The 18,871-nt window shown below is 30.1% G+C and carries 15 protein-coding genes; 6 read left to right on the top strand and 9 right to left on the bottom strand.

Features of this window, described 5'->3' with window-relative positions:
* Window positions 1–4 precede the first annotated feature (4 nt).
* Complete coding sequence (locus tag ACKU4C_RS01450) at window positions 5–2,059, bottom strand: UvrD-helicase domain-containing protein (protein ID WP_321314011.1); 2,055 nt, start codon at window positions 2,057–2,059, stop codon at window positions 5–7.
* A 117-nt stretch (window positions 2,060–2,176) separates the two neighbouring features.
* Here ACKU4C_RS01450 and ACKU4C_RS01445 point away from each other — a divergent pair, with 117 nt between their 5' ends.
* Entirely contained in the window at window positions 2,177–3,073 is an 897-nt protein-coding gene (locus tag ACKU4C_RS01445; protein WP_320035972.1) for a LysR family transcriptional regulator, read from the top strand.
* A gap of 18 nt (window positions 3,074–3,091) precedes the next feature.
* Here ACKU4C_RS01445 and ACKU4C_RS01440 read toward each other — a convergent pair whose 3' ends face one another.
* The 4 genes from ACKU4C_RS01440 to trxB all read right to left on the bottom strand — a co-directional run bounded on the left by ACKU4C_RS01440 (window position 3,092) and on the right by trxB (window position 7,180).
* A complete protein-coding gene (locus ACKU4C_RS01440; RefSeq protein WP_321314008.1) occupies window positions 3,092–4,084 on the bottom strand; it encodes a TIGR01212 family radical SAM protein in 993 nt (330 codons plus the stop codon).
* Entirely contained in the window at window positions 4,059–5,405 is a 1,347-nt protein-coding gene (purF, locus tag ACKU4C_RS01435) for an amidophosphoribosyltransferase (protein WP_321314007.1), read from the bottom strand. The genes ACKU4C_RS01440 and purF overlap by 26 nt, the downstream gene beginning before the upstream one ends.
* 11 nt (window positions 5,406–5,416) lie before the next feature.
* Window positions 5,417–6,187: a 4-hydroxy-tetrahydrodipicolinate reductase gene (dapB, locus tag ACKU4C_RS01430; RefSeq protein ID WP_321314005.1), complete on the bottom strand. Its 771-nt coding sequence runs from the start codon at window positions 6,185–6,187 to the stop codon at window positions 5,417–5,419.
* Window positions 6,188–6,250: 63 nt separating this feature from the next.
* Window positions 6,251–7,180 (bottom strand): thioredoxin-disulfide reductase, encoded by a 930-nt coding sequence (gene trxB, locus ACKU4C_RS01425; RefSeq protein ID WP_321314003.1) that lies wholly within the window; start codon window positions 7,178–7,180, stop codon window positions 6,251–6,253.
* Between the two features lie 257 nt (window positions 7,181–7,437).
* Here trxB and ACKU4C_RS01420 point away from each other — a divergent pair, with 257 nt between their 5' ends.
* The 5 genes from ACKU4C_RS01420 (at window position 7,438) to ACKU4C_RS01400 (ending at window position 13,875) form a co-directional block, all read left to right on the top strand.
* Window positions 7,438–8,760, top strand: coding sequence for a sodium:alanine symporter family protein (locus tag ACKU4C_RS01420; RefSeq protein ID WP_321314001.1), 1,323 nt, complete (start codon window positions 7,438–7,440; stop codon window positions 8,758–8,760).
* 125 nt (window positions 8,761–8,885) lie between these two features.
* A complete protein-coding gene (locus ACKU4C_RS01415; protein ID WP_321313999.1) occupies window positions 8,886–9,653 on the top strand; it encodes a fumarate reductase cytochrome b subunit in 768 nt (255 codons plus the stop codon).
* A 10-nt stretch (window positions 9,654–9,663) separates the two neighbouring features.
* Window positions 9,664–11,646, top strand: coding sequence for a fumarate reductase flavoprotein subunit (locus tag ACKU4C_RS01410; RefSeq protein WP_321313997.1), 1,983 nt, complete (start codon window positions 9,664–9,666; stop codon window positions 11,644–11,646).
* The gene (locus tag ACKU4C_RS01405; RefSeq protein ID WP_321313994.1) at window positions 11,646–12,374 is read left to right on the top strand and encodes a fumarate reductase iron-sulfur subunit; all 729 of its coding nucleotides are present in this window, start codon (window positions 11,646–11,648) and stop codon (window positions 12,372–12,374) included. Before ACKU4C_RS01410 ends, ACKU4C_RS01405 begins: the two co-directional genes overlap by 1 nt.
* A 10-nt stretch (window positions 12,375–12,384) precedes the next feature.
* Window positions 12,385–13,875 (top strand): fumarate hydratase, encoded by a 1,491-nt coding sequence (locus ACKU4C_RS01400; protein ID WP_321313993.1) that lies wholly within the window; start codon window positions 12,385–12,387, stop codon window positions 13,873–13,875.
* Between the two features lie 120 nt (window positions 13,876–13,995).
* Here ACKU4C_RS01400 and ACKU4C_RS01395 read toward each other — a convergent pair whose 3' ends face one another.
* The 4 genes from ACKU4C_RS01395 to trxA all read right to left on the bottom strand — a co-directional run bounded on the left by ACKU4C_RS01395 (window position 13,996) and on the right by trxA (window position 18,768).
* A complete protein-coding gene (locus ACKU4C_RS01395; RefSeq protein ID WP_321313990.1) occupies window positions 13,996–14,652 on the bottom strand; it encodes a response regulator transcription factor in 657 nt (218 codons plus the stop codon).
* Window positions 14,649–16,817, bottom strand: a complete 2,169-nt coding sequence (locus tag ACKU4C_RS01390; protein ID WP_321313989.1) for an ABC transporter substrate binding protein — start codon at window positions 16,815–16,817, stop codon at window positions 14,649–14,651. Before ACKU4C_RS01390 ends, ACKU4C_RS01395 begins: the two co-directional genes overlap by 4 nt.
* Window positions 16,818–16,893: 76 nt before the next feature.
* Window positions 16,894–18,300, bottom strand: a complete 1,407-nt coding sequence (locus ACKU4C_RS01385; protein ID WP_321313987.1) for a DASS family sodium-coupled anion symporter — start codon at window positions 18,298–18,300, stop codon at window positions 16,894–16,896.
* 150 nt (window positions 18,301–18,450) lie between these two features.
* Window positions 18,451–18,768: a thioredoxin gene (gene trxA / locus ACKU4C_RS01380; RefSeq protein ID WP_320035959.1), complete on the bottom strand. Its 318-nt coding sequence runs from the start codon at window positions 18,766–18,768 to the stop codon at window positions 18,451–18,453.
* Window positions 18,769–18,871: the final 103 nt, after the last annotated feature.

Below are 18,871 nucleotides of genomic sequence, written 5' to 3'. Positions count from 1 at the left end.
ATTTTTATATTTTCTCTACAAATGATGAAAGGATATCTCTTCTTTGTCCACCAAAATTAATTGTTAGTTTATAGTCTTTTCCAGCTTTAGAAGCTTTTTGAACTCTTCCCATCCCAAATATTTTGTGTTGAACTAAATCACCTTTTTTATATGCAGAGTTCTTTTCAATAGTAAGACTACCTTTAATAAGTCCTGATTCACTTAAGAATCTACTTTTTAATAAGTTTGCCCTTTTACCTTTGTAAAATCTAGAATGTACAAAAGATAATGTAAGTGTGTCCATAGCTCTAGTTAAAGCTACATAACCCAATCTTCTTTCCTCTTCTATATCACTTCCATCACCAATAATTGGGAAAAATCCCTCTTCTAAACCTATTACAAATATATGCTTATACTCTAAGCCCTTTGAAGAGTGAATACTCATCATTGATACAGCTTGTTCTGTTAGTTCACTTTGTTCTGATTCTAAAGCTATTTCATTTAAAAAATCTTCTAAATTTAAATGTGGATTTTGTATAAAAAAGTCTCTAATATATCCATAGAACTCATCTATATTTGCTTGTCTATCAAATCCATCTGGTACAGAATCAAATGAAGCTCTATAATCAAAGGTATCTTCAAAAGTATCTAAAAATCTCATTTTTGATTCATCTAAAATATCTCTTAAATCCATAATTGAAGCAATAAATACTTTTAATGTTCTAGAATTTTTCTTTCCGACAATTGTTGCAAGCTCTTCAGGCGTACTTTCTTCAATAATCGTGAAAATTGGTTTTTTAGTTTCTATTGATTTTGCTTCAAGTTTATCAATAGTTGTTTTTCCAATTCCTCTTTTTGGTTTATTGACAATTCTTTTAAAAGAGAAATTATCAGTTGAATTAGTTAGAATTCTAAAGTATGCAATTAAATCTTTTATTTCTGCTCTTTCATAGAACTTCATACCACCAATAAGTCTATAATTGATTCCTGCTTTATTAAACCCCTCTTCTAAAGATCTAGACAAAGCATTTACTCTAAATAAAATAGCAATATCTTTTGCAGATTCACCTCTAGCCACTAATTTAGTAATATCATCAATAAGTTTTCTTGTTTCCTCATTTTCATCATGGGATTCATAAACTTTTACACTCTCACCTTTTTCTCTAGTTCCAATAAGTTTTTTTCCTAATCTATCCCTATTATGTTCAATAAGTTGATTAGCATGTTCTAATATTGTATTTGTGGATCTATAATTCTCTTCTAATTTTACAACTTTTGTATCTTTAAAGTTATCAGCAAAATTTAATATATTTTTGATTGTTGCACCACGCCAACCATAAATAGATTGATCATCATCCCCAACAACACAAAGGTTATTATGAGTGTGGCAAAGTTTTCTTAATAGTTTATATTGTAATTCATTTGTATCTTGGTACTCATCAACCATTACATATTGATACTTTTGACTAACCTCTTTTGCTAAATTATCATTTTTTTCTAATATAAGATAAGGCAATAATAATAGGTCATCAAAATCAACTAAATTATTTTTTAAAAGGTATGCTTCATATTTCTCATAAATATCTGCAATCTGTTGATAAATTTTTAATTGTGCTGCACTTTTTGCTTCACTTGGTGTTAATAATGTATTTTTATATTTTGAAATTTCTGAAACTAAAAGTGAAGTTGTAATCTCTTTATCTATTGATTTTAATATTCTTTTTTTGTCATCATTATCTATAATTATAAACGAATTTTTTCTTCCTAATTCACTCATATGAAACTTTAAAAAAAGTAGTCCAAATTTGTGAAAAGTACACAATAAAGGTGGAGTATTGACTGTAGTCGAATCTATCATAGAGTAAGCTCTTTCTCTCATCTCTGTTGCAGCTTTATTTGTAAATGTTAAAGTTAATATTGAACTAGGATCAATCCCTATTGAAATAAGATAAGCAAGTCTTGTTGTAATAGTTTTTGTTTTACCTGAACCTGCACCTGCTAAAATTAAAAGTGCACCATCAATATGTTTTGCTGCTGTTTGCTGAGATTCATTAAGTGAGTTTAAAAAATTTTCCGACATTTTCTCTCCATTAAATATAAATTATATCATAAATTCAATAAATTAACTCTTCTTTAATATTTTTATTTATAAACAAATGTTATTATTATCATTACAAATTATAAAAGGTAACCAAAGATGTTAACAGATTTTGCAAAATTAGAGACTTTTTTAACAGTAGTAAGAGAGAAATCTTTTTCTAAAGCATCTGCAAAACTAGGTATTTCTCAGCCTGCAGTAACACAACAAATGAAATTTATTGAAGACTATCTTGATGTTCAAGTAGTTGATAGAAAGAAAAATGGTATTAGACTTACAAAAGAGGGTCAGATGCTATACTCTATCGCCCAAAAAATCGAAAGATGTGTTAATAATGGTGAAAAAGAATTACTTAAAATAATGAATAAAGATGTTACTTTTGTATTTGGTGCTTCATTTATTATCGGAAATTATATTTTACCTAGATTTTTAAACAATCTAAAAGAGAATATCAATAACGATGTATCTATTAATGTATCTGTATCTCATAAAGCAATCGAAGACTTATTAGACAAGAAAATTGATATGGCTTTAGTTGAGAACTATATTCCTGATGAAGATATAATTTATAGAGAATGGATGGATGATGAGATTGTAATTTTCTCAAATCAAGAGCTACCAGCAAAAGCAAAAGCAGATGATTTATTATCTTATAAATGGGTATGTAGAAACCCTGATTCTCATACAAGACTGATTTTTAAAGAATCTTTAGATAAAGCTAATTATCCAGATTGTGACACTTTTGATGTAACAAGTGAAGTAACAAGTGCTACTACTATTGTTCAAACAGTTTTACATTCTGATAAAAGTGAAAGACCAACAGTATCTATTGTATCAAGAAATGCAATTGAATCATTACTTAAAGCGGGAGCTTTATTTGAGTCAAGAATTGGTAATCACAAAATGTCAAGAAAACTATATATTGCATATAGAAAAGATAGAAAGCATGATGCATTTATTGAAAATGTAGTTGATTATCTATTAAAAATTAAATAGTATTAAGAGAATTTTCTCTTAATATTTTAATCCCTCTTTTAACAAAGCTTCTCTTATTTTTTTAATTTGTCTATGCTTATTCTTACACCATAATGGCGATAGTAATGTATTATCATCTATTCCAGCTGTTACTCTTTGAACAGATACATTTTGAGGTAAATTTTTAATTGATTTAACCACTGTATCAACATACAATTCTTCACTTATAGGAGTAAAATTTCCTTTTTTAAACTCTTTAGTAAGTAGTGTATTTTTTACTACATATAAAGGATGAAATTTAATTGAATCAACTTTTAATTCAAGTGTCTTTTTAAAAGAGTTTAGCATCATCTCCTGTGTCTCATCAGGAAGACCATATATCAAATGACCACAAACTTTTAATCCTCTTTGTTTAGTCTTTTCAATCCATTTGACCATGTTAGCTGAATCATCGCCTCTATTGATTTTATCTAAGGTTTTATCATAAAATGATTGTATTCCATACTCTACCCAAATCTCTTTTTCTTTTGCTAACTCTTCTAAATAGTCTAATATCTCATCAGTCATACAATCAGTTCTAGTACCAATAGAAAGTCCTATTACATTTTCAAAGCTAAGTGCTTTTGAATATAAAGCCTTTAACGTTTCAAAAGGAGCATAAGTATTTGTAAATGATTGAAAATAAACAATATATTTCTTAGCACCAAACTTATTTTCAAGTCTTTGTTTTGTTGCATTAAATTGCATCTCTAACTGCATTAATTGCTTATCTAAAAAAGGATTCTCATTTACTCTTGGATTTAATTTAAACTTCGGTTTCTTTTCTTGAAGGTTTGGAGAAAATGAATCATTTTCGCAAAAAGTACATCCACCTTTTGCAACACTTCCATCTATATTTGGACAAGTAAAGCCTGAGATTGATATGGGAGTTTTATAAACTTTTTCTTTAAACTTTTTTTTGAAGTACCTACCTATAGTAAGTACTTCTTTTGTTTGATTTTTAGTTTTATTTTGTAACGAAATAGTCACCATCAAAACTTTCTAATGCGTAGTTTCTACCATTTCCAATTGAGCTTACTAAGTCATCAATTGATAAATACTCTAAAGAATCTGCTTCAATATACTCACAAATCTCATCTTTTGTCATTCTATGTGAAATTAATTCCTCTTTTGAAGGTGTATCAATTCCATAAAAATTAGGAAACTTAATCTCTGGACTTGCAACTCTAAAATGAACCTCTTTTGCACCAGCTTCTTTAAGCATTCTAACTATTCTTTTTGATGTTGTACCTCTAACAATAGAATCATCTATTACTAGTAATGATTTTCCTTTTATTAAAGATCTCATTGGTGAAAGTTTCATTTTAACTTTCATATTTCTCATCTCTTGTGTTGGTTCAATAAATGTTCTTCCAACATAATGGTTTCTAATAATTCCATATTTAAAATCTATTCCACTCTCTTGTGCATATCCAAGAGCAGCTGGAACACCCGAATCAGGTACAGGAATTACCATATCTGCTTTAATATTGTTAGATTTATCATTTTGAGCAAGTGTTTTACCCATATTTTCTCTTGTATTATATACATTTTTACCATCGATCTCTGAATCTGGTCTTGCAAAATATACATATTCAAAGGCACAAGGTCTAAATTCTGGTTCAAATAGTTGAATTGATTCTGGTTCAGCTTTTTTAGAGAAAATTAACATTTCACCAGGGTTTATATCCCTTACAAACTCTGCATCAACTAATTCAAATGCACAAGTTTCACTAGCAACAATATATCCACCCGTTTTCAATTTTCCTAAAGATAAAGGTCTAATACCATATCTATCTCTAATAACAAATTGTTTATTTCTTGATTGAATAATAAAACAATAAGCACCAATAGTTTTTTCTAAAGCACTTGTAATTCTATCTCTTAATCTTCCTTCTTTACATTTTGCTATTAAATGTATAAGGTTTTCTGTATCCATTCCTGTTTGAAAGATTGCACCATTGTCGATTAGTTCTTGTCTTACTTCTTCTTTATTTATTAGGTTTCCATTGTGAACAATTGATATTTCACCTAAACTATATTTAGCAAATACAGGTTGTGCATCTAAAATAGAATCACTTCCTGCAGTTGAATATCTATTATGACCAATAGCCATATCACCTTTTAAATATTTTAATGCCTCATCTGTAAAAACTTCAGAAACTAATCCACTATTTTTCTTAGTATAGATTTTTCCTTCGCAAGATGAAGAGATACCAGTTGCTTCTTGACCTCTATGTTGCATTGAAAATAGAGCTAAAGAAGCTAACCTTGCAGCGTTATCATTACCATAAATACCAACTATTGCACACATACCAAACCTTCTTATAGACCTAAACAGTCATTAATTGAATATAAACCAGCTTCTTGATTAACTAGCCATTTTGCAGCTTTAATTGCACCTTTTGAAAAAGTGTTTCTTGATGTTGCAGTATGGTGTAGTTCAATAAACTCTCCATCATTGTATAGACCCACTGTGTGTCTTCCAACAATATCTCCACCTCTTAAACTCATTACACCAATTTCGTCTTTAGTTCTTGCACCAATTACTCCATCTCTTCCTGAAACTCTTACTGCATCCAAATCTAAATCTCTAGCCTTTGCAGCATGTTCAGCCAGTGTTAAAGCAGTTCCAGATGGAGAATCAACTTTATATCTATGGTGTTGTTCAACAATTTCGCAATCAAAATCACTTAGTGCTTTACTAGCTAATGAAACAAGTTTATTTAATACAGCAACTCCTAAACTCATATTTGTTGCATATAATACTGGAACTTTTTTAGAAGCTTCAATAAGTAAGTTTTGTTGATGTTTATTAAATCCAGTTGTAGCTATTACTAATGGTTTACCACCATTTTCTACAACCTCTTCAAGTAGGCTTTGAGTAGCTACAGGAGCTGAAAAATCAATAACAACATCACTTGAATCTAATAATGTTCTCATATCATTTGTTACAACTGTTCCCTCTGGAACACTCTTCTTTAATTCATCAAAAACATGACAAGCTTTTAAATTTGTATTTTCATCTAATGCCAAATCATCAATTAAAAGTGAACCTACTCTTCCTGTACTACCTACAATACCTACATTAATCATAAAAACTATCCTTTAAAAAGATTCCTTTTTTAAGAAACCCTACTAATCTAATAAAATTTGATATTATCCTAAATATTCGATAATATCAACTGCCGCTGTTGCACCATCACCTGCTGCACATACAACTTGTTTTGCTGCATCAATTCTTACATCACCTGCTGCATATAATCCTGGAACTGATGTTTTCATTTTTAAATCAACAATAATTTCACCTTGCTCATTTGTATCACAAAGGAAACTTCCATCATCTTGTTTTAATGGCTCATTTAATACATCTCTTCCAACAAATACAAATACACCAGGAACTGGTAAATCTCTTATTTCACCAGATTCTTTACTTTTTACTTTAAGACCAGTTACCCCTGACATATCACCATAAACTTCTTCAACAGTAACATTAGTAACCTCTTCAATATTTTCACAAGCTTTCATATGTTCAATTGTACTAGGAGCTGCTCTATAAGTATCTCTTCTATGAACTAAATAAACTTTAGAACAAATTTTTGAAAGATACACTGCTTCTTCTAAAGCTGAATCACCACCACCAATCAATGCAACCTCTTTACCTTTGTAAAAGAATCCATCACAAGTAGCACAAGTTGAAATTCCTCTACCAAAAAATTTATCTTCACCTTCAAAACCTGCACGTCTAGGAACAGAACCTGTTGCAAGTAAAACTGTTTTTGCTTCTTGAGTCTTACCATCAGCAGTAGTAACTGTGAAAACATCACCATTTTTTGTAACTTTTGAAACTTGATTCATCTCATGTTTTAAACCAAATTTTTGACACTGTTCTGGCCAGTTTTGCATTAACTCCATACCAGACATGATATTACCTTGTCCAGGATAATTTTCAATCTCTGAACTTCCAGTAATTTGACCACCAGGCATACCCATTTCAAACATTGTTACATTTTTTAAACCACCTCTAGTTGCGTATAAACCTGCAGTAAGCCCAGCTGGACCTCCACCAATAATTGCTAAATCTAACATAAATTCATCCTTTTGTTTATTATACTAAAATAAAAAATGTAATCCATATATGCACTTTTTTATAAGGGCATAATAATACTAAATTTTAATTAAGTAATAGATTAATTAAAACTATTATTGTGGATAATATTTTTCCTTTAGTAAATTTTATCGTATTTAACTACATTTCTTCTGAAGAAATACTTTGATTATTAATTATTGATATTTTTTTAACTTATTTTAAGATATTATACTAATTTCTAAATAAAGGTATTATAATGGAATCACTAGACAAATTTATATCTTCTGCTTCTAGTTTTGTATGGGGTGTTCCTATGCTTATACTATTAGTTGGTACAGGATTATATTTAACAATTAGGTTAAAAGGTATGCAGTTTTGGGCATTAGGTCATGCTCTAAAACTTATATTTGAAAAAGAGCAAAGTGCCAAAGGTGATATCTCACACTTTCAAGCTCTAATGACTGCACTTGCTGCAACTGTTGGTATAGGTAATATCGTTGGAGTTGCTACAGCAATCACTTTTGGAGGACCTGGTGCAGTATTCTGGATGTGGGTTACGGGATTAGTTGGGATGGCTACAAAATATTCCGAAGCAATTTTAGCTGTTAAATATAGAGAAAAAGGTAAACATGGGTATAAAGGTGGACCTATGTATTATTTAGCAAATGGTTTAAAGATGCATAAATTAGCTTTTTTATTTGCACTATTTACTGTTATTGCATCTTTTGGTATAGGAAATATGACACAATCAAATGCTGTTGCAAATGCTATTAATTCACAATTTGATATACCTGCATGGATTACAGGTGTAGTTTTACTTATTATCACATCTTTTGTTGTTATAGGTGGTATAAAATCAATTGGTAAAACTACATCTTTTTTAATACCATTTATGATTATTATATATCTTCTTACTTCTCTTGCAATAATTGTTACTAATTTTGACAAAGTGGGTAATGCTTTTTACTTAATTTTCTATCATGCATTTAACCCAATTGCAGCAGGTGGAGGCTTTGCAGGTGCAGCTGTTGCAGCAGCAATTAGGTACGGTATTGCTAGAGGTGTATTTTCAAATGAATCAGGTCTTGGTTCTGCACCAATTGCAGCAGCTGCTGCTAAAACTGATGACCCAGTAAAACAAGCCTTAGTTTCTATGACTCAAACTTTTATTGATACATTGCTTGTATGTACAATGACCGCTGTTATTATTCTTATGGCTCCTATCTGGACAACAGGTGGTAGTGCAGGAGATTTAACACTAAAAAGTTTCAATTTCTTCTTAGGTGATTTTGGTTCAATCGTTATTGTTATAGCAACAATATTATTTGGTTATTCAACAATTCTTGGCTGGTCTTACTATGGTGAAAGAGCATTTGAATATATTTTTGGTTCTAAATCAATAAAACTTTATAGAATTGTTTTTGTAAGTTTTATTGTTGTTGGAGCAATGACAGAATTAAAACTAGTATGGAATTTTTCAGACCTTGCAAATGGTTTAATGGCGATTCCAAACTTAATAGCCCTACTTCTTCTTTCTAAAGTTATAACTGAAGAAACTAACAGATACTTCAAAAATTAGTACAAGCATTTGCTTGTACTAAAATAAATTAAAAATTAAAATTTTACATTAAATACCACACTAAAGTCATTTTGTATATGTAAACTTCTCTCTACAAAATAAGAAAAACTCTTAAAGGAGAAGAAATGGACAAAGTTATCGAGGCCTTTACAGGCATCAATGAAGAAGGTAAAAAAAGTAGAATTCCTGCAAAACTAGATAAAGCACTTACAGCTTCAGGTGTACTACTTGCTATTTTTATGATGGCACATATGTTTTTTGTTTCAACAATTCTTTTTGGTGAAAAGACTATGTACACTGTAACAAAAATGTTTGAATTAGATTTTATCTTTGATGGTGGACTTCCAATTATTGTTAGTGTTTTTGTTGGTGTAATTACAGCAATATTTATAGTACATGCAATTTTAGGTGTAAGAAAATTTCCTACATCATATAAAGCATACTTAAGAATAAAAGAACACTCTAAAATGATGAAACATACAGATACTTCAATGTGGATGTTTCAATGGATTAGTGGATTTATTATGATGTTTGTAGCAATGATTCACTTATATATAATGTTTACCCAACCTCAAAATATTGGGCCATATGCAAGTGCACATAGAGTTGTAAGTGAAAATATGTGGCTTTTATATATGGTTTTATTAATCTGTGTTGAACTTCATGGTTCTATTGGTTTATATAGAGCTGCTATGAAATGGGGTTGGTTTGATGGAGAGAATCCAAAAGAAACAAGAACAAAAATGCTTAAAGCAAAAAAATATGTAAGTATCTTTTTCTTAACTTTAGGTGCAGTTACACTTTTAGCTTATATTAAAATAGGTATTGAAAGAGCTGATCATATTCCAATGAAATATAATCCAACAGATACTATAGAAATAATTAAAAAGTAAGGATAATATTATGAAAATAAAATATTGTGATGCATTAGTAATTGGTGGTGGATTAGCAGGGTTAAGAGCCGGTGTTGCCGCTGCTCAAAAAGGTTTAAGTACAACAGTTTTAAGTTTAGTTCCAGTTAAAAGATCTCACAGTGCAGCAGCACAAGGTGGTATGCAAGCATCTTTAGGTAATGCAAAAATGTCTGAAGGTGATAATGAAGATGTTCACTTTGCAGATACAGTAAAAGGTTCAGACTGGGGATGTGATCAAGATGTAGCAAGAATGTTTGTTACAACAGCACCAAAAGCTATTAGAGAATTAGCAGCATGGGGTGTACCTTGGACTAGAATTAAAAAAGGTAATCATGAAGCAGTTATCAATACAAAAAGAACAACAATTTTTGAAGATGATAATAAACATGGTTTAATCAATTCAAGAGATTTTGGTGGTACTAAAAAATGGAGAACCTGTTATACATCTGATGCAACTGGACATACTATGTTATTTGCTGTTGCAAATGAGTCTTTAAAACTAGATGTAAATATAGAAGATAGAAAAGAAGCAATTGCATTAATCCATCAAAATAATAGATGTTATGGTGCAGTTGTAAGAGATCTAATTTCAGGTGAAATTGCAGCTTATGTTGCAAAAGGAACTTTAATCGCAACTGGTGGTTATGGAAGAATTTATGAAATTACAACAAATGCAGTTATTTGTGAAGGTATAGGTACCGCTATTGCTTTAGAAACAGGAATTGCAAAACTTGGAAATATGGAAGCAGTACAATTTCACCCTACTCCACTTTTTCCATCAGGTATCCTTTTAACAGAAGGTTGTAGAGGTGATGGTGGAGTTCTAAGAGATGTTGACGGACACAGATTTATGCCAGATTATGAACCAGAGAAAAAAGACCTTGCAAGTAGAGATGTTGTATCAAGAAGAATGATGGAACATATGAGAAAAGGAAAAGGTGTAGAATCACCTTATGGTACACACCTTTGGTTAGATATCTCTATTTTAGGTAGAGAACATATTGAGAAAAACTTAAGAGATGTTCAAGAGATTTGCGAATACTTTGCAGGGATTGACCCAGCAGACGAAGGTAAAAAAGGATGGGCACCAGTTCACCCAATGCAACACTACTCTATGGGTGGTATTAGAACTAAACCAACAGGGGAATCACAAACTTTAGCTGGACTTTTTAGTGCTGGTGAAGCTGCTTGTTGGGATATGCATGGATTTAATAGACTTGGTGGAAACTCTGTATCAGAAACTGTAGTTGCAGGTATGATTGTAGGTAATTATTTTGCAGATTATTGTATAGAAAATCAAATAGATATTAAAACTGAAACTATTGAAAAATTTGTTTTTGAAAAAGAAAAATATATGAAAGAGTTAGTATCTAAAAATATTGGTGAAGATGTTTTTAAAATTAAAAATAGAATGAAAAAAATCATGCAAGATTATGTTGGTATTTTTAGAGATGGTGAAGGTTTAGCTAAAGCAGTTAAAGAATTAGAAGAACTTTATATCAAATCTCAAAATGTTGCTGTTAAAAATAAACAATTAAGTGCTAACCCTGAATTAGAAGAAGCTTACAGAGTTCCAATGATGTTAAAAGTTGCACTTTGTGTAGCAAAAGGGGCTTTAGATAGAACAGAATCTAGAGGTGCTCATACTAGAGAAGATTATCCAAAAAGAGATGATGAAAACTGGTTAAAAAGAACACTTACTTCATGGAAAGAAGGTGACACTATGCCAACTGTTGAGTATGAGCCATTAGATATTATGAAAATGGAAATTCCTCCAGGATTTAGAGGTTATGGTGCAAAAGGTAATTTAATTGAGAATCCTTTAAGTGCCATTAGACAACAAGAAGTTGATGATATTAAAGAGAAAATGGAAGCAGAAGGTAAAGATAGATATCAAATCCAAGATGCACTAATGCCATTTGAATTACAAAATGAATATAAAAGAAAAAATGTAAGATTAGGAGATGAGTAATGTCTAGAGAAATAACAATCAAGGTTCTTAGATACGATCCACAAAATAAAGATGAAAAACTAAGAGGATATTTTCAAGAGTATAAAATTCAAGAAGCAGATAGTATGACAATCTATCTTGCTCTTACACAAATTAGAGAAACAATGGATGCAGGGCTTAGCTTTGACTTTGTGTGTCGTGCTGGTATTTGTGGAAGTTGTGCAATGATGATTAATGGTAGACCAAAACTAGCTTGTAGAACATTAACAAAAGATTTACCTGATGAGATTATTTTATTACCTCTTCCTACATTTAAACTAATAAAAGATTTATCAGTTAATACTGGGGTTTGGATGGATGCAATGAGTAAAAGAGTTGAATCTTGGATTCATACCTCTAAAGAAACAGATATTGCAGCTATTGAAGAACCAATTGAACCAGAAGTTGCTGATGCAGTATTCGAACTTGATAGATGTATTGAGTGTGGATGTTGTGTAGCTGGATGTGGTACAAAACTTATAAAAGAGGATTTTGTAGGAGCTGTTGGACTTAATAGAGTAGCAAGATTTGAATGTGACCCACATGATGAAAGAACAACAGATGATTATTATGAATTAGTTGGTGACGATAATGGTATCTTTGGTTGTATGACACTATTAGGTTGTGAAGATACTTGCCCTAAACATTTACCATTACAAAATAAAATTGCCTATATGAGAAGAAAACTTGCAACAGTACAAGGTTCATAAGGAGTAAATTATGGCAGCAATCACAGAGAATGATATAAAACAAAGTATAGCAGATGCAGTACAATATATTTCGTACTACCATCCAGAAGATTTCGTAAAAGGTATGGTAGAAGCATACGAAAAAGAGAAAAGTGAATCAGCAAAAAATGCAATAGGACAAATCTTAATAAACTCAAAAATGTGTGCAATGGGACATAGACCACTTTGTCAAGATACAGGAAGTGTAAATGTATTTATAAAAGTAGGTACAAAAGCACAACTTGATATAACAAATGAATTAGAAGATATTATCAATGCAGGTGTAGCTCAAGGATATACTCACCCAGATAATACTCTAAGATACTCAATTGTAAGTGACCCAGCAGGTGAGAGAAAAAATACAAAAAATAATACTCCAGCAGTAATCCACTATAGTGTAGATAACTCAGATAAAATAGAGATAACAGTTGCAGCAAAAGGTGGAGGAAGTGAAAATAAATCTAAATTCACTGTATTAAATCCATCAGATAGTGTATATGATTGGGTAATGGAAAATGTAGCACAAATGGGAGCAGGATGGTGTCCTCCAGGAATCTTAGGTATTGGTATTGGTGGTAATCCAGAAAAAGCAATGCTTATGGCTAAAGAATCTTTAATGGGTCATGTGGATATTCATGAACTTAAAGAAAGAGGACCTAAAAATGCAGTTGAAGAGTTAAGACTTAAATTGTATGAAGATATTAATAAAATAGGAATTGGTGCACAAGGACTTGGTGGTATTACAACTGTATTAGATGTAAAAATCTTAGATTATCCCTGTCACGCCGCTTCATTACCAGTAGCTATGATTCCAAACTGTGCAGCTACTAGACATATTCATTTTGAATTAGATGGTAATGGAGCTGCTAAATTTGAGAAACCAGATTTAGACCTATGGCCAGATATTGAATTACCAATGGATACTATTAAAAAAGTAAATATAGAAGATTTAACAAAAGAGAAACTACAAGAGTTTAAATCAGGTGACACTTTACTATTAAGTGGGAAAATCTTAACTGCAAGAGATGCAGCTCATAAAAAAATAGTTGAATATAAAAATGCCAATAAACCATTACCAAATGGAGTAGATTTAAAAGATAGATTTATTTACTATGTTGGACCAGTTGATCCAGTAAGAGATGAAAAGGTTGGACCTGCGGGACCTACTACATCAACAAGAATGGATAAATTTACAAAAGATATGATGGAAATTGGAATCATGGGAATGATTGGTAAGGCTGAAAGAAAGCAACCAACAATTGATTTAATTAAAGAGTACAAATCTATGTATCTAATTGCAACAGGTGGAGCAGCTTATTTAATTTCTCAATCTATTAAAGATGCAAAAGTATTAGCATTTGAAGAGATGGGAATGGAAGCTATTTATGAATTTGAGGTTAAAGATATGCCTGTTACTGTTGCTGTTGACACAGAGGGGAACTCTATTCATACTACTGGGCCACAGAAGTGGAGAACTATTTAGTATCAATTTTAATCTAGTTATTAAAGGAGGTGAAATAAAAGAAAAAACATACAAGCTTCTTAATAAAATGAATTTAATCGTCCTAATAAAAGCCTTAGAGAGATCTAAGGCTTTTTTTTACTAACATAAACTAACATTTTTATTTAAAGAATATCCCATACCTTTTACAATAACTATACGGTCATCAGGAAGCTTTTTTCTTAATCTTTTTATCATAGACCTTATATTTACAAGTGTAGTTTCTTCCCCTTCCCACACATATTCCTCTAACTCATCATATGTTGCTACATGATGTAAATTTGAGGAGAAAAGTCCTAAAAATAAAATCTCTTTTTTAGTAAGCTCAATCTCTAAATTATTTTTGAAAAGTTTATGATTTATAAAATCATACGTATACTCTTCATCAAATTTCAAATATTGTTTTTTAACAACACAAAGTTTCTTAACTTTTTGGACAAGTTCTAAAATATAAAAAGGTTTTTTCAAATAATCATCACAGCCTTTTTCATACGATTTTTGTATTTTTTCTAAATCGTGATTTGAACTTATAATGATAACAGGAGTAGTACTATGGTTATATCTTATATATTCTAAAATAGAGATACCATCAAGATTTGGTACATTAATATCTAAAATAAAACATGAATATCCATTTCCTAAAGCATCTAAAGCATCATCTCCATCAAAAAAACAATCAACATTATAACCTTCTGCAATTAATGCCTGATTTATAACATTCGATAATCTTTCATTATCTTCTAAAACTAAAATTTTCATTTTTTCTGCCCTAATCTAATAGTAAACATTGCACCATCCTCTACATTTTTAACAAAAATTTGTCCATCCATTTTGTCTTCTATAATAACTTTAGTCATATAAAGACCAATACCATGTCCATCCTCTTTTGTAGTAAAATATGGTTCAAATATTTTATATGGATTTTCATCTTTGATTCCACCTGCATTATCTTTAATAGTAATAATAAGATAATTATTATGATTTAATAAATTAATATCAATCTTTCTATCTTTATAATCTCTATTCAAAAGTGCATCTTTTGCATTGTTTATTATATTCAAAAATGATTGCATAAACTCATTTTTATATCCATACACATTAAGATTTGTATTTTTTTCTATATTTAGGCTTATTTTTATATTATTATATTTCATATTATGATGCACAATTTGCAACATTGAATTTATTGCTTTTTCTATGTTAAAATTTATTTTTTTATTTGAAGGCATTATAAATTTCTGAAAATCGTTTATTGTATCAGTCATATAAGTTACTTGATTCATAATATCTTTTACAAAACTGTCATCCTCTTTTATATCTTTACAATTTTTAGTATAAAATAATTCTTGAGCTATTGCTGTTATCTCTACAAGAGGAGATTTCCACTGATGAGCTATAGAAGAAAATATCTCACCAATTTCAGCTAATTTACTTTGTTGAATAACAAATTGCCTATTTTTTTGTTGTTCTAAAACTATCTCTTTTTCTTTTGTTATATCTGTAAAAATAGTTACATATCCTTCGGCACTACTTTTTTTATCTTTAAATTGCTCTTGTTTAAGAAGATAAATTCTATTTTTGCCAAAATTATCTTCATAATGAAACTCATAGTTTTCATCTACATTTTGTTTATACTTCTCTAATACTTCTATAACTTTTAACACTTTTGGATTATCTTTAAAATCATCAAGCTTTTTTCCATATAAGTCTTTACACTCAACTTCTAATAATCTACAAAAAGTATTATTTGAATCAACAATTATCCCTTTTGAATCCTGCCAAAATATTGGGCTTTCAATTGCATTTAATAAAGTTTCATCAAATTCAATTCTTCTTATTAAATCTTTTTCTACTTGTTTTCGCATATATATGTTATGCACAAGCCCTAAAATAAGAAAAACTAAAAAAGGTGAAATGGTAAAAACAAAATTGATAAATCCTCTATGTTTATCATAATAGGTTAATCTTTTATTTACTAATTCATAAGGAACTTTAAGAGCTTCAACAGGAAGAGTAAACTCTCCTAGTTTTGTTGAATCAAAGATATAATACAAATCATCAGAAACTAAAACCTTATGAGGTTTACCAGCTAATATGTCTAAAGCCATTTTTCCAGAAGTGACACCAAATCTATTTAAATCAACAACCTTTCCACCAGTTGCTCCTTTTTTAATAAATAAAGAATCTGTAACAAATATAGGTATTTTTGCATCTTTTATAAAATCTGCTATCTCTTGGTTTTTATTTAGTTCACCATTTGTATTTTTATAAAACCTTATAAAAAGTGCAGCACTTGATTCCTCTTTTTTTGAAAATCTTTTTTTTAGATTTTCTAAATTATCCTCTTTTAAATATTTTAAATCAAAACTACCATTAAAATTATCCATTAGTTCATTTATAAGTGGTTCAGTATGCAAAGCATTTAAACTTTTATCATTTATAATATATAGTTTATTCATACTTGGGAAAATTGTACGAATAATATCGACATTTCCTTGTAAGTCTCTTCTTTCAAGTAAAGCAGAAACTTTATCTTCTACTCCATAACTTTTAGCTTTTTCATGGGAAAAATTTTCAATACCAACAGCTAATATTGGTTCATTTGTAAAAAATTCATGATAAATATTTAAAACAAAATCATAAGCAAATCTATCAACAGCTATTATTAAATCATATTTTCTATTTTTTAACTGGACTTTATATAGTTTTTTTAAACTATTTAAATACTCTTTTGAAGTAACTCTCTTAGAATCCATATATAAAATATTTAAATCAATATCAGTATGAGTATAAAGTGTTTTTTCTATTCCATTAATTATGCTATCACTAAACTCATATCCTTTATGATATGAATTAATAATTAATATTGAACTATTAGCAAAAAGAAAAGATTGAAAGATTAAAAATAAAAATAATTTTTTCATAAGAAATATTATAGTGAAGTTTAAATAAAAAAAGAGGTCAAAAAAGCTTGACCTCTCTTAATTTTATTAGTTAGATTTAAAGAATAATAAATCCAAGTAGAACTAAGGCAGCTAAGAATAAAGCCCCAAAGATTCCACCTAATGTCCACCATTTTGCTTGAGAGATATATCCTGCTCCATACCAAATTGGTGATGGCCCTGTAGCATATGGAGTTATAATTCCCATAAGACCTAGAGAACCAACAAGTAACATTGCAGTTGGTTGAAGCATCTCAGTTGGTAATAGGTTTGCTGAAATTCCTAAAAATAAAGGAAGTAAAGCAACAACATGTGCAGTTACACTCGCAAATAAATAGTGGAATAAGAAAAATAATACCACTAATATAATACCTATCATAACTGGATCAAGACCAACTAACCAACTTGAAATAAGGCCAGATGCCCATTTTAAGTATCCAACTTTTTTCAATCCTCCTGCCATTGCAACTAAAGTAGCAAACCAGATAAATACATTGATTGCACCTTTATTTGTAATTACATCTTCCCAAGATATTACATTAAATAGAACCAATAAACAAAGTACTGCAATTGCAGCAACTGTTCCATTAACTCCAATTTGTTTTCCAAATATCCATAAAACTAAAGCTAAGATACCAAAGCATAACATTAATATCTCTTTTTTAGAAATTGAACCCATTTTCTCTAACTCTGCAGCAGCCCAAGCTGGAGCTTCAGGAGAATATTTTTGTTCAGGTGGATAAATTATATATGCTAAATATGGTACTGCTAAAAATAAAGGTACCATAATTATTGCTAATGTATAAAACCAAGTTCCCCACTCAATAGCAACACCAATATTTTTTTCAACTAATGAAACTGCTAGCAAGTTTGGTGCTAATGCAGTTAAAAACATTGAACTAGTAACACAAGTTGCAGCAATAGCAACCCATGAAATATATGAACCTATTTTTCTTGGTTCATTATCTGGTAATGAATTAAACATTTGTGGAATGTTAATCGCAATAGGGAAAATAGTCCCTGCACTTCTTGCTGTATTTGAAGGCATAAATGGAGACAAAATACCATCAGCAAATGCTACAGCATAACCCAACCCAAGTGTTGTTTTACCTAATTTTTTCACCAAGAGTAAAGATATACGTTTTCCAAGGCCGGATTTTTTATACCCTAATGCAAACATAAATGCTGCAAAAATCAACCAAATTACCCCATTAGAAAAACCACTTAAAGCCCAGTTTCTTGCTTCTTTTGCACTTTCACCAACTAATCCAAAAGTTGCACAAAATGCAACACCTACTAAACCTATTAGTGCAGGTGGGATAGGCTCCAAAATAAGCCCAACAATTACTCCTAAAAACACTGCGAAGAAATAGTGTGCATTTACTGCTAAACCTTCTGGTGTAGGAAGTAGTGCTACAACAACCGCAATTACTATTGGAATTGCCATTTTTACATTATTGCTCATAACATATCCTTTTTATAAATTCTTTTATAATGAAATGATAAATCAACTAAGTGGCTTTAGTGTGACATTTTATCAATTTCAGAATTTTAGTAAAAAAAAAGGGATGAGATACAAATCTCATCCCTTTTTTAATAAACTTTCATTGTATTCTTATAATAAAGAGTTAATTTTATCCACGAAAGCTTGTTTTGATGCTGCACCAACCATTTGATCTACAATTTCACCATCTTTCATAAAAATAATAGTTGGAATAGATCTAATTCCATACTTAACCGCTAAGTCTTGTTGCTCATCTGTATTTACTTTACAAATATTAGCTTTTCCTTCAAATTCTTCAGCTAATTCTTCAATTACTGGAGCAATCATTCTACAAGGTCCGCACCATGGAGCCCAAAAATCGACTAATGATACACCAGAACTAGTAACTTGCTCGAAGTTATCAGGAGTTAAATCTACATATTTACCCATGTTTTTTCCTTTTTATTAAATGTACATAGTCAAAATTATACTTATTAAACCTTAAATATAGTTGTATCTTTATCTACCCTAATCTATCATAAATCAATTTTTA

The organism is Halarcobacter sp., from assembly GCF_963676935.1.
Lineage (GTDB): Bacteria > Campylobacterota > Campylobacteria > Campylobacterales > Arcobacteraceae > Halarcobacter.
This window is presented reverse-complemented; position numbering and strand designations above follow the sequence as displayed.

What these genes read in the sequence shown, in the direction of transcription:
- ACKU4C_RS01390 (WP_321313989.1), bottom strand. Translation starts at nt 16,817, where the DNA reads ATGAAAAAATTATTTTTATTTTTAATCTTTCAATCTTTTCTTTTTGCT.
- ACKU4C_RS01450 (WP_321314011.1), bottom strand. Translation starts at nt 2,059, where the DNA reads ATGTCGGAAAATTTTTTAAACTCACTTAATGAATCTCAGCAAACAGCA.
- purF (WP_321314007.1), bottom strand. Translation starts at nt 5,405, where the DNA reads ATGTGTGCAATAGTTGGTATTTATGGTAATGATAACGCTGCAAGGTTA.
- trxB (WP_321314003.1), bottom strand. Translation starts at nt 7,180, where the DNA reads ATGTTAGATTTAGCAATTATTGGTGGAGGTCCAGCTGGGCTTACTGCA.
- trxA (WP_320035959.1), bottom strand. Translation starts at nt 18,768, where the DNA reads ATGGGTAAATATGTAGATTTAACTCCTGATAACTTCGAGCAAGTTACT.
- ACKU4C_RS01415 (WP_321313999.1), top strand. Translation starts at nt 8,886, where the DNA reads ATGGACAAAGTTATCGAGGCCTTTACAGGCATCAATGAAGAAGGTAAA.
- ACKU4C_RS01395 (WP_321313990.1), bottom strand. Translation starts at nt 14,652, where the DNA reads ATGAAAATTTTAGTTTTAGAAGATAATGAAAGATTATCGAATGTTATA.
- ACKU4C_RS01385 (WP_321313987.1), bottom strand. Translation starts at nt 18,300, where the DNA reads ATGAGCAATAATGTAAAAATGGCAATTCCAATAGTAATTGCGGTTGTT.
- ACKU4C_RS01440 (WP_321314008.1), bottom strand. Translation starts at nt 4,084, where the DNA reads ATGGTGACTATTTCGTTACAAAATAAAACTAAAAATCAAACAAAAGAA.
- ACKU4C_RS01410 (WP_321313997.1), top strand. Translation starts at nt 9,664, where the DNA reads ATGAAAATAAAATATTGTGATGCATTAGTAATTGGTGGTGGATTAGCA.
- dapB (WP_321314005.1), bottom strand. Translation starts at nt 6,187, where the DNA reads ATGATTAATGTAGGTATTGTAGGTAGTACAGGAAGAGTAGGTTCACTT.
- ACKU4C_RS01420 (WP_321314001.1), top strand. Translation starts at nt 7,438, where the DNA reads ATGGAATCACTAGACAAATTTATATCTTCTGCTTCTAGTTTTGTATGG.
- ACKU4C_RS01445 (WP_320035972.1), top strand. Translation starts at nt 2,177, where the DNA reads ATGTTAACAGATTTTGCAAAATTAGAGACTTTTTTAACAGTAGTAAGA.
- ACKU4C_RS01400 (WP_321313993.1), top strand. Translation starts at nt 12,385, where the DNA reads ATGGCAGCAATCACAGAGAATGATATAAAACAAAGTATAGCAGATGCA.
- ACKU4C_RS01405 (WP_321313994.1), top strand. Translation starts at nt 11,646, where the DNA reads ATGTCTAGAGAAATAACAATCAAGGTTCTTAGATACGATCCACAAAAT.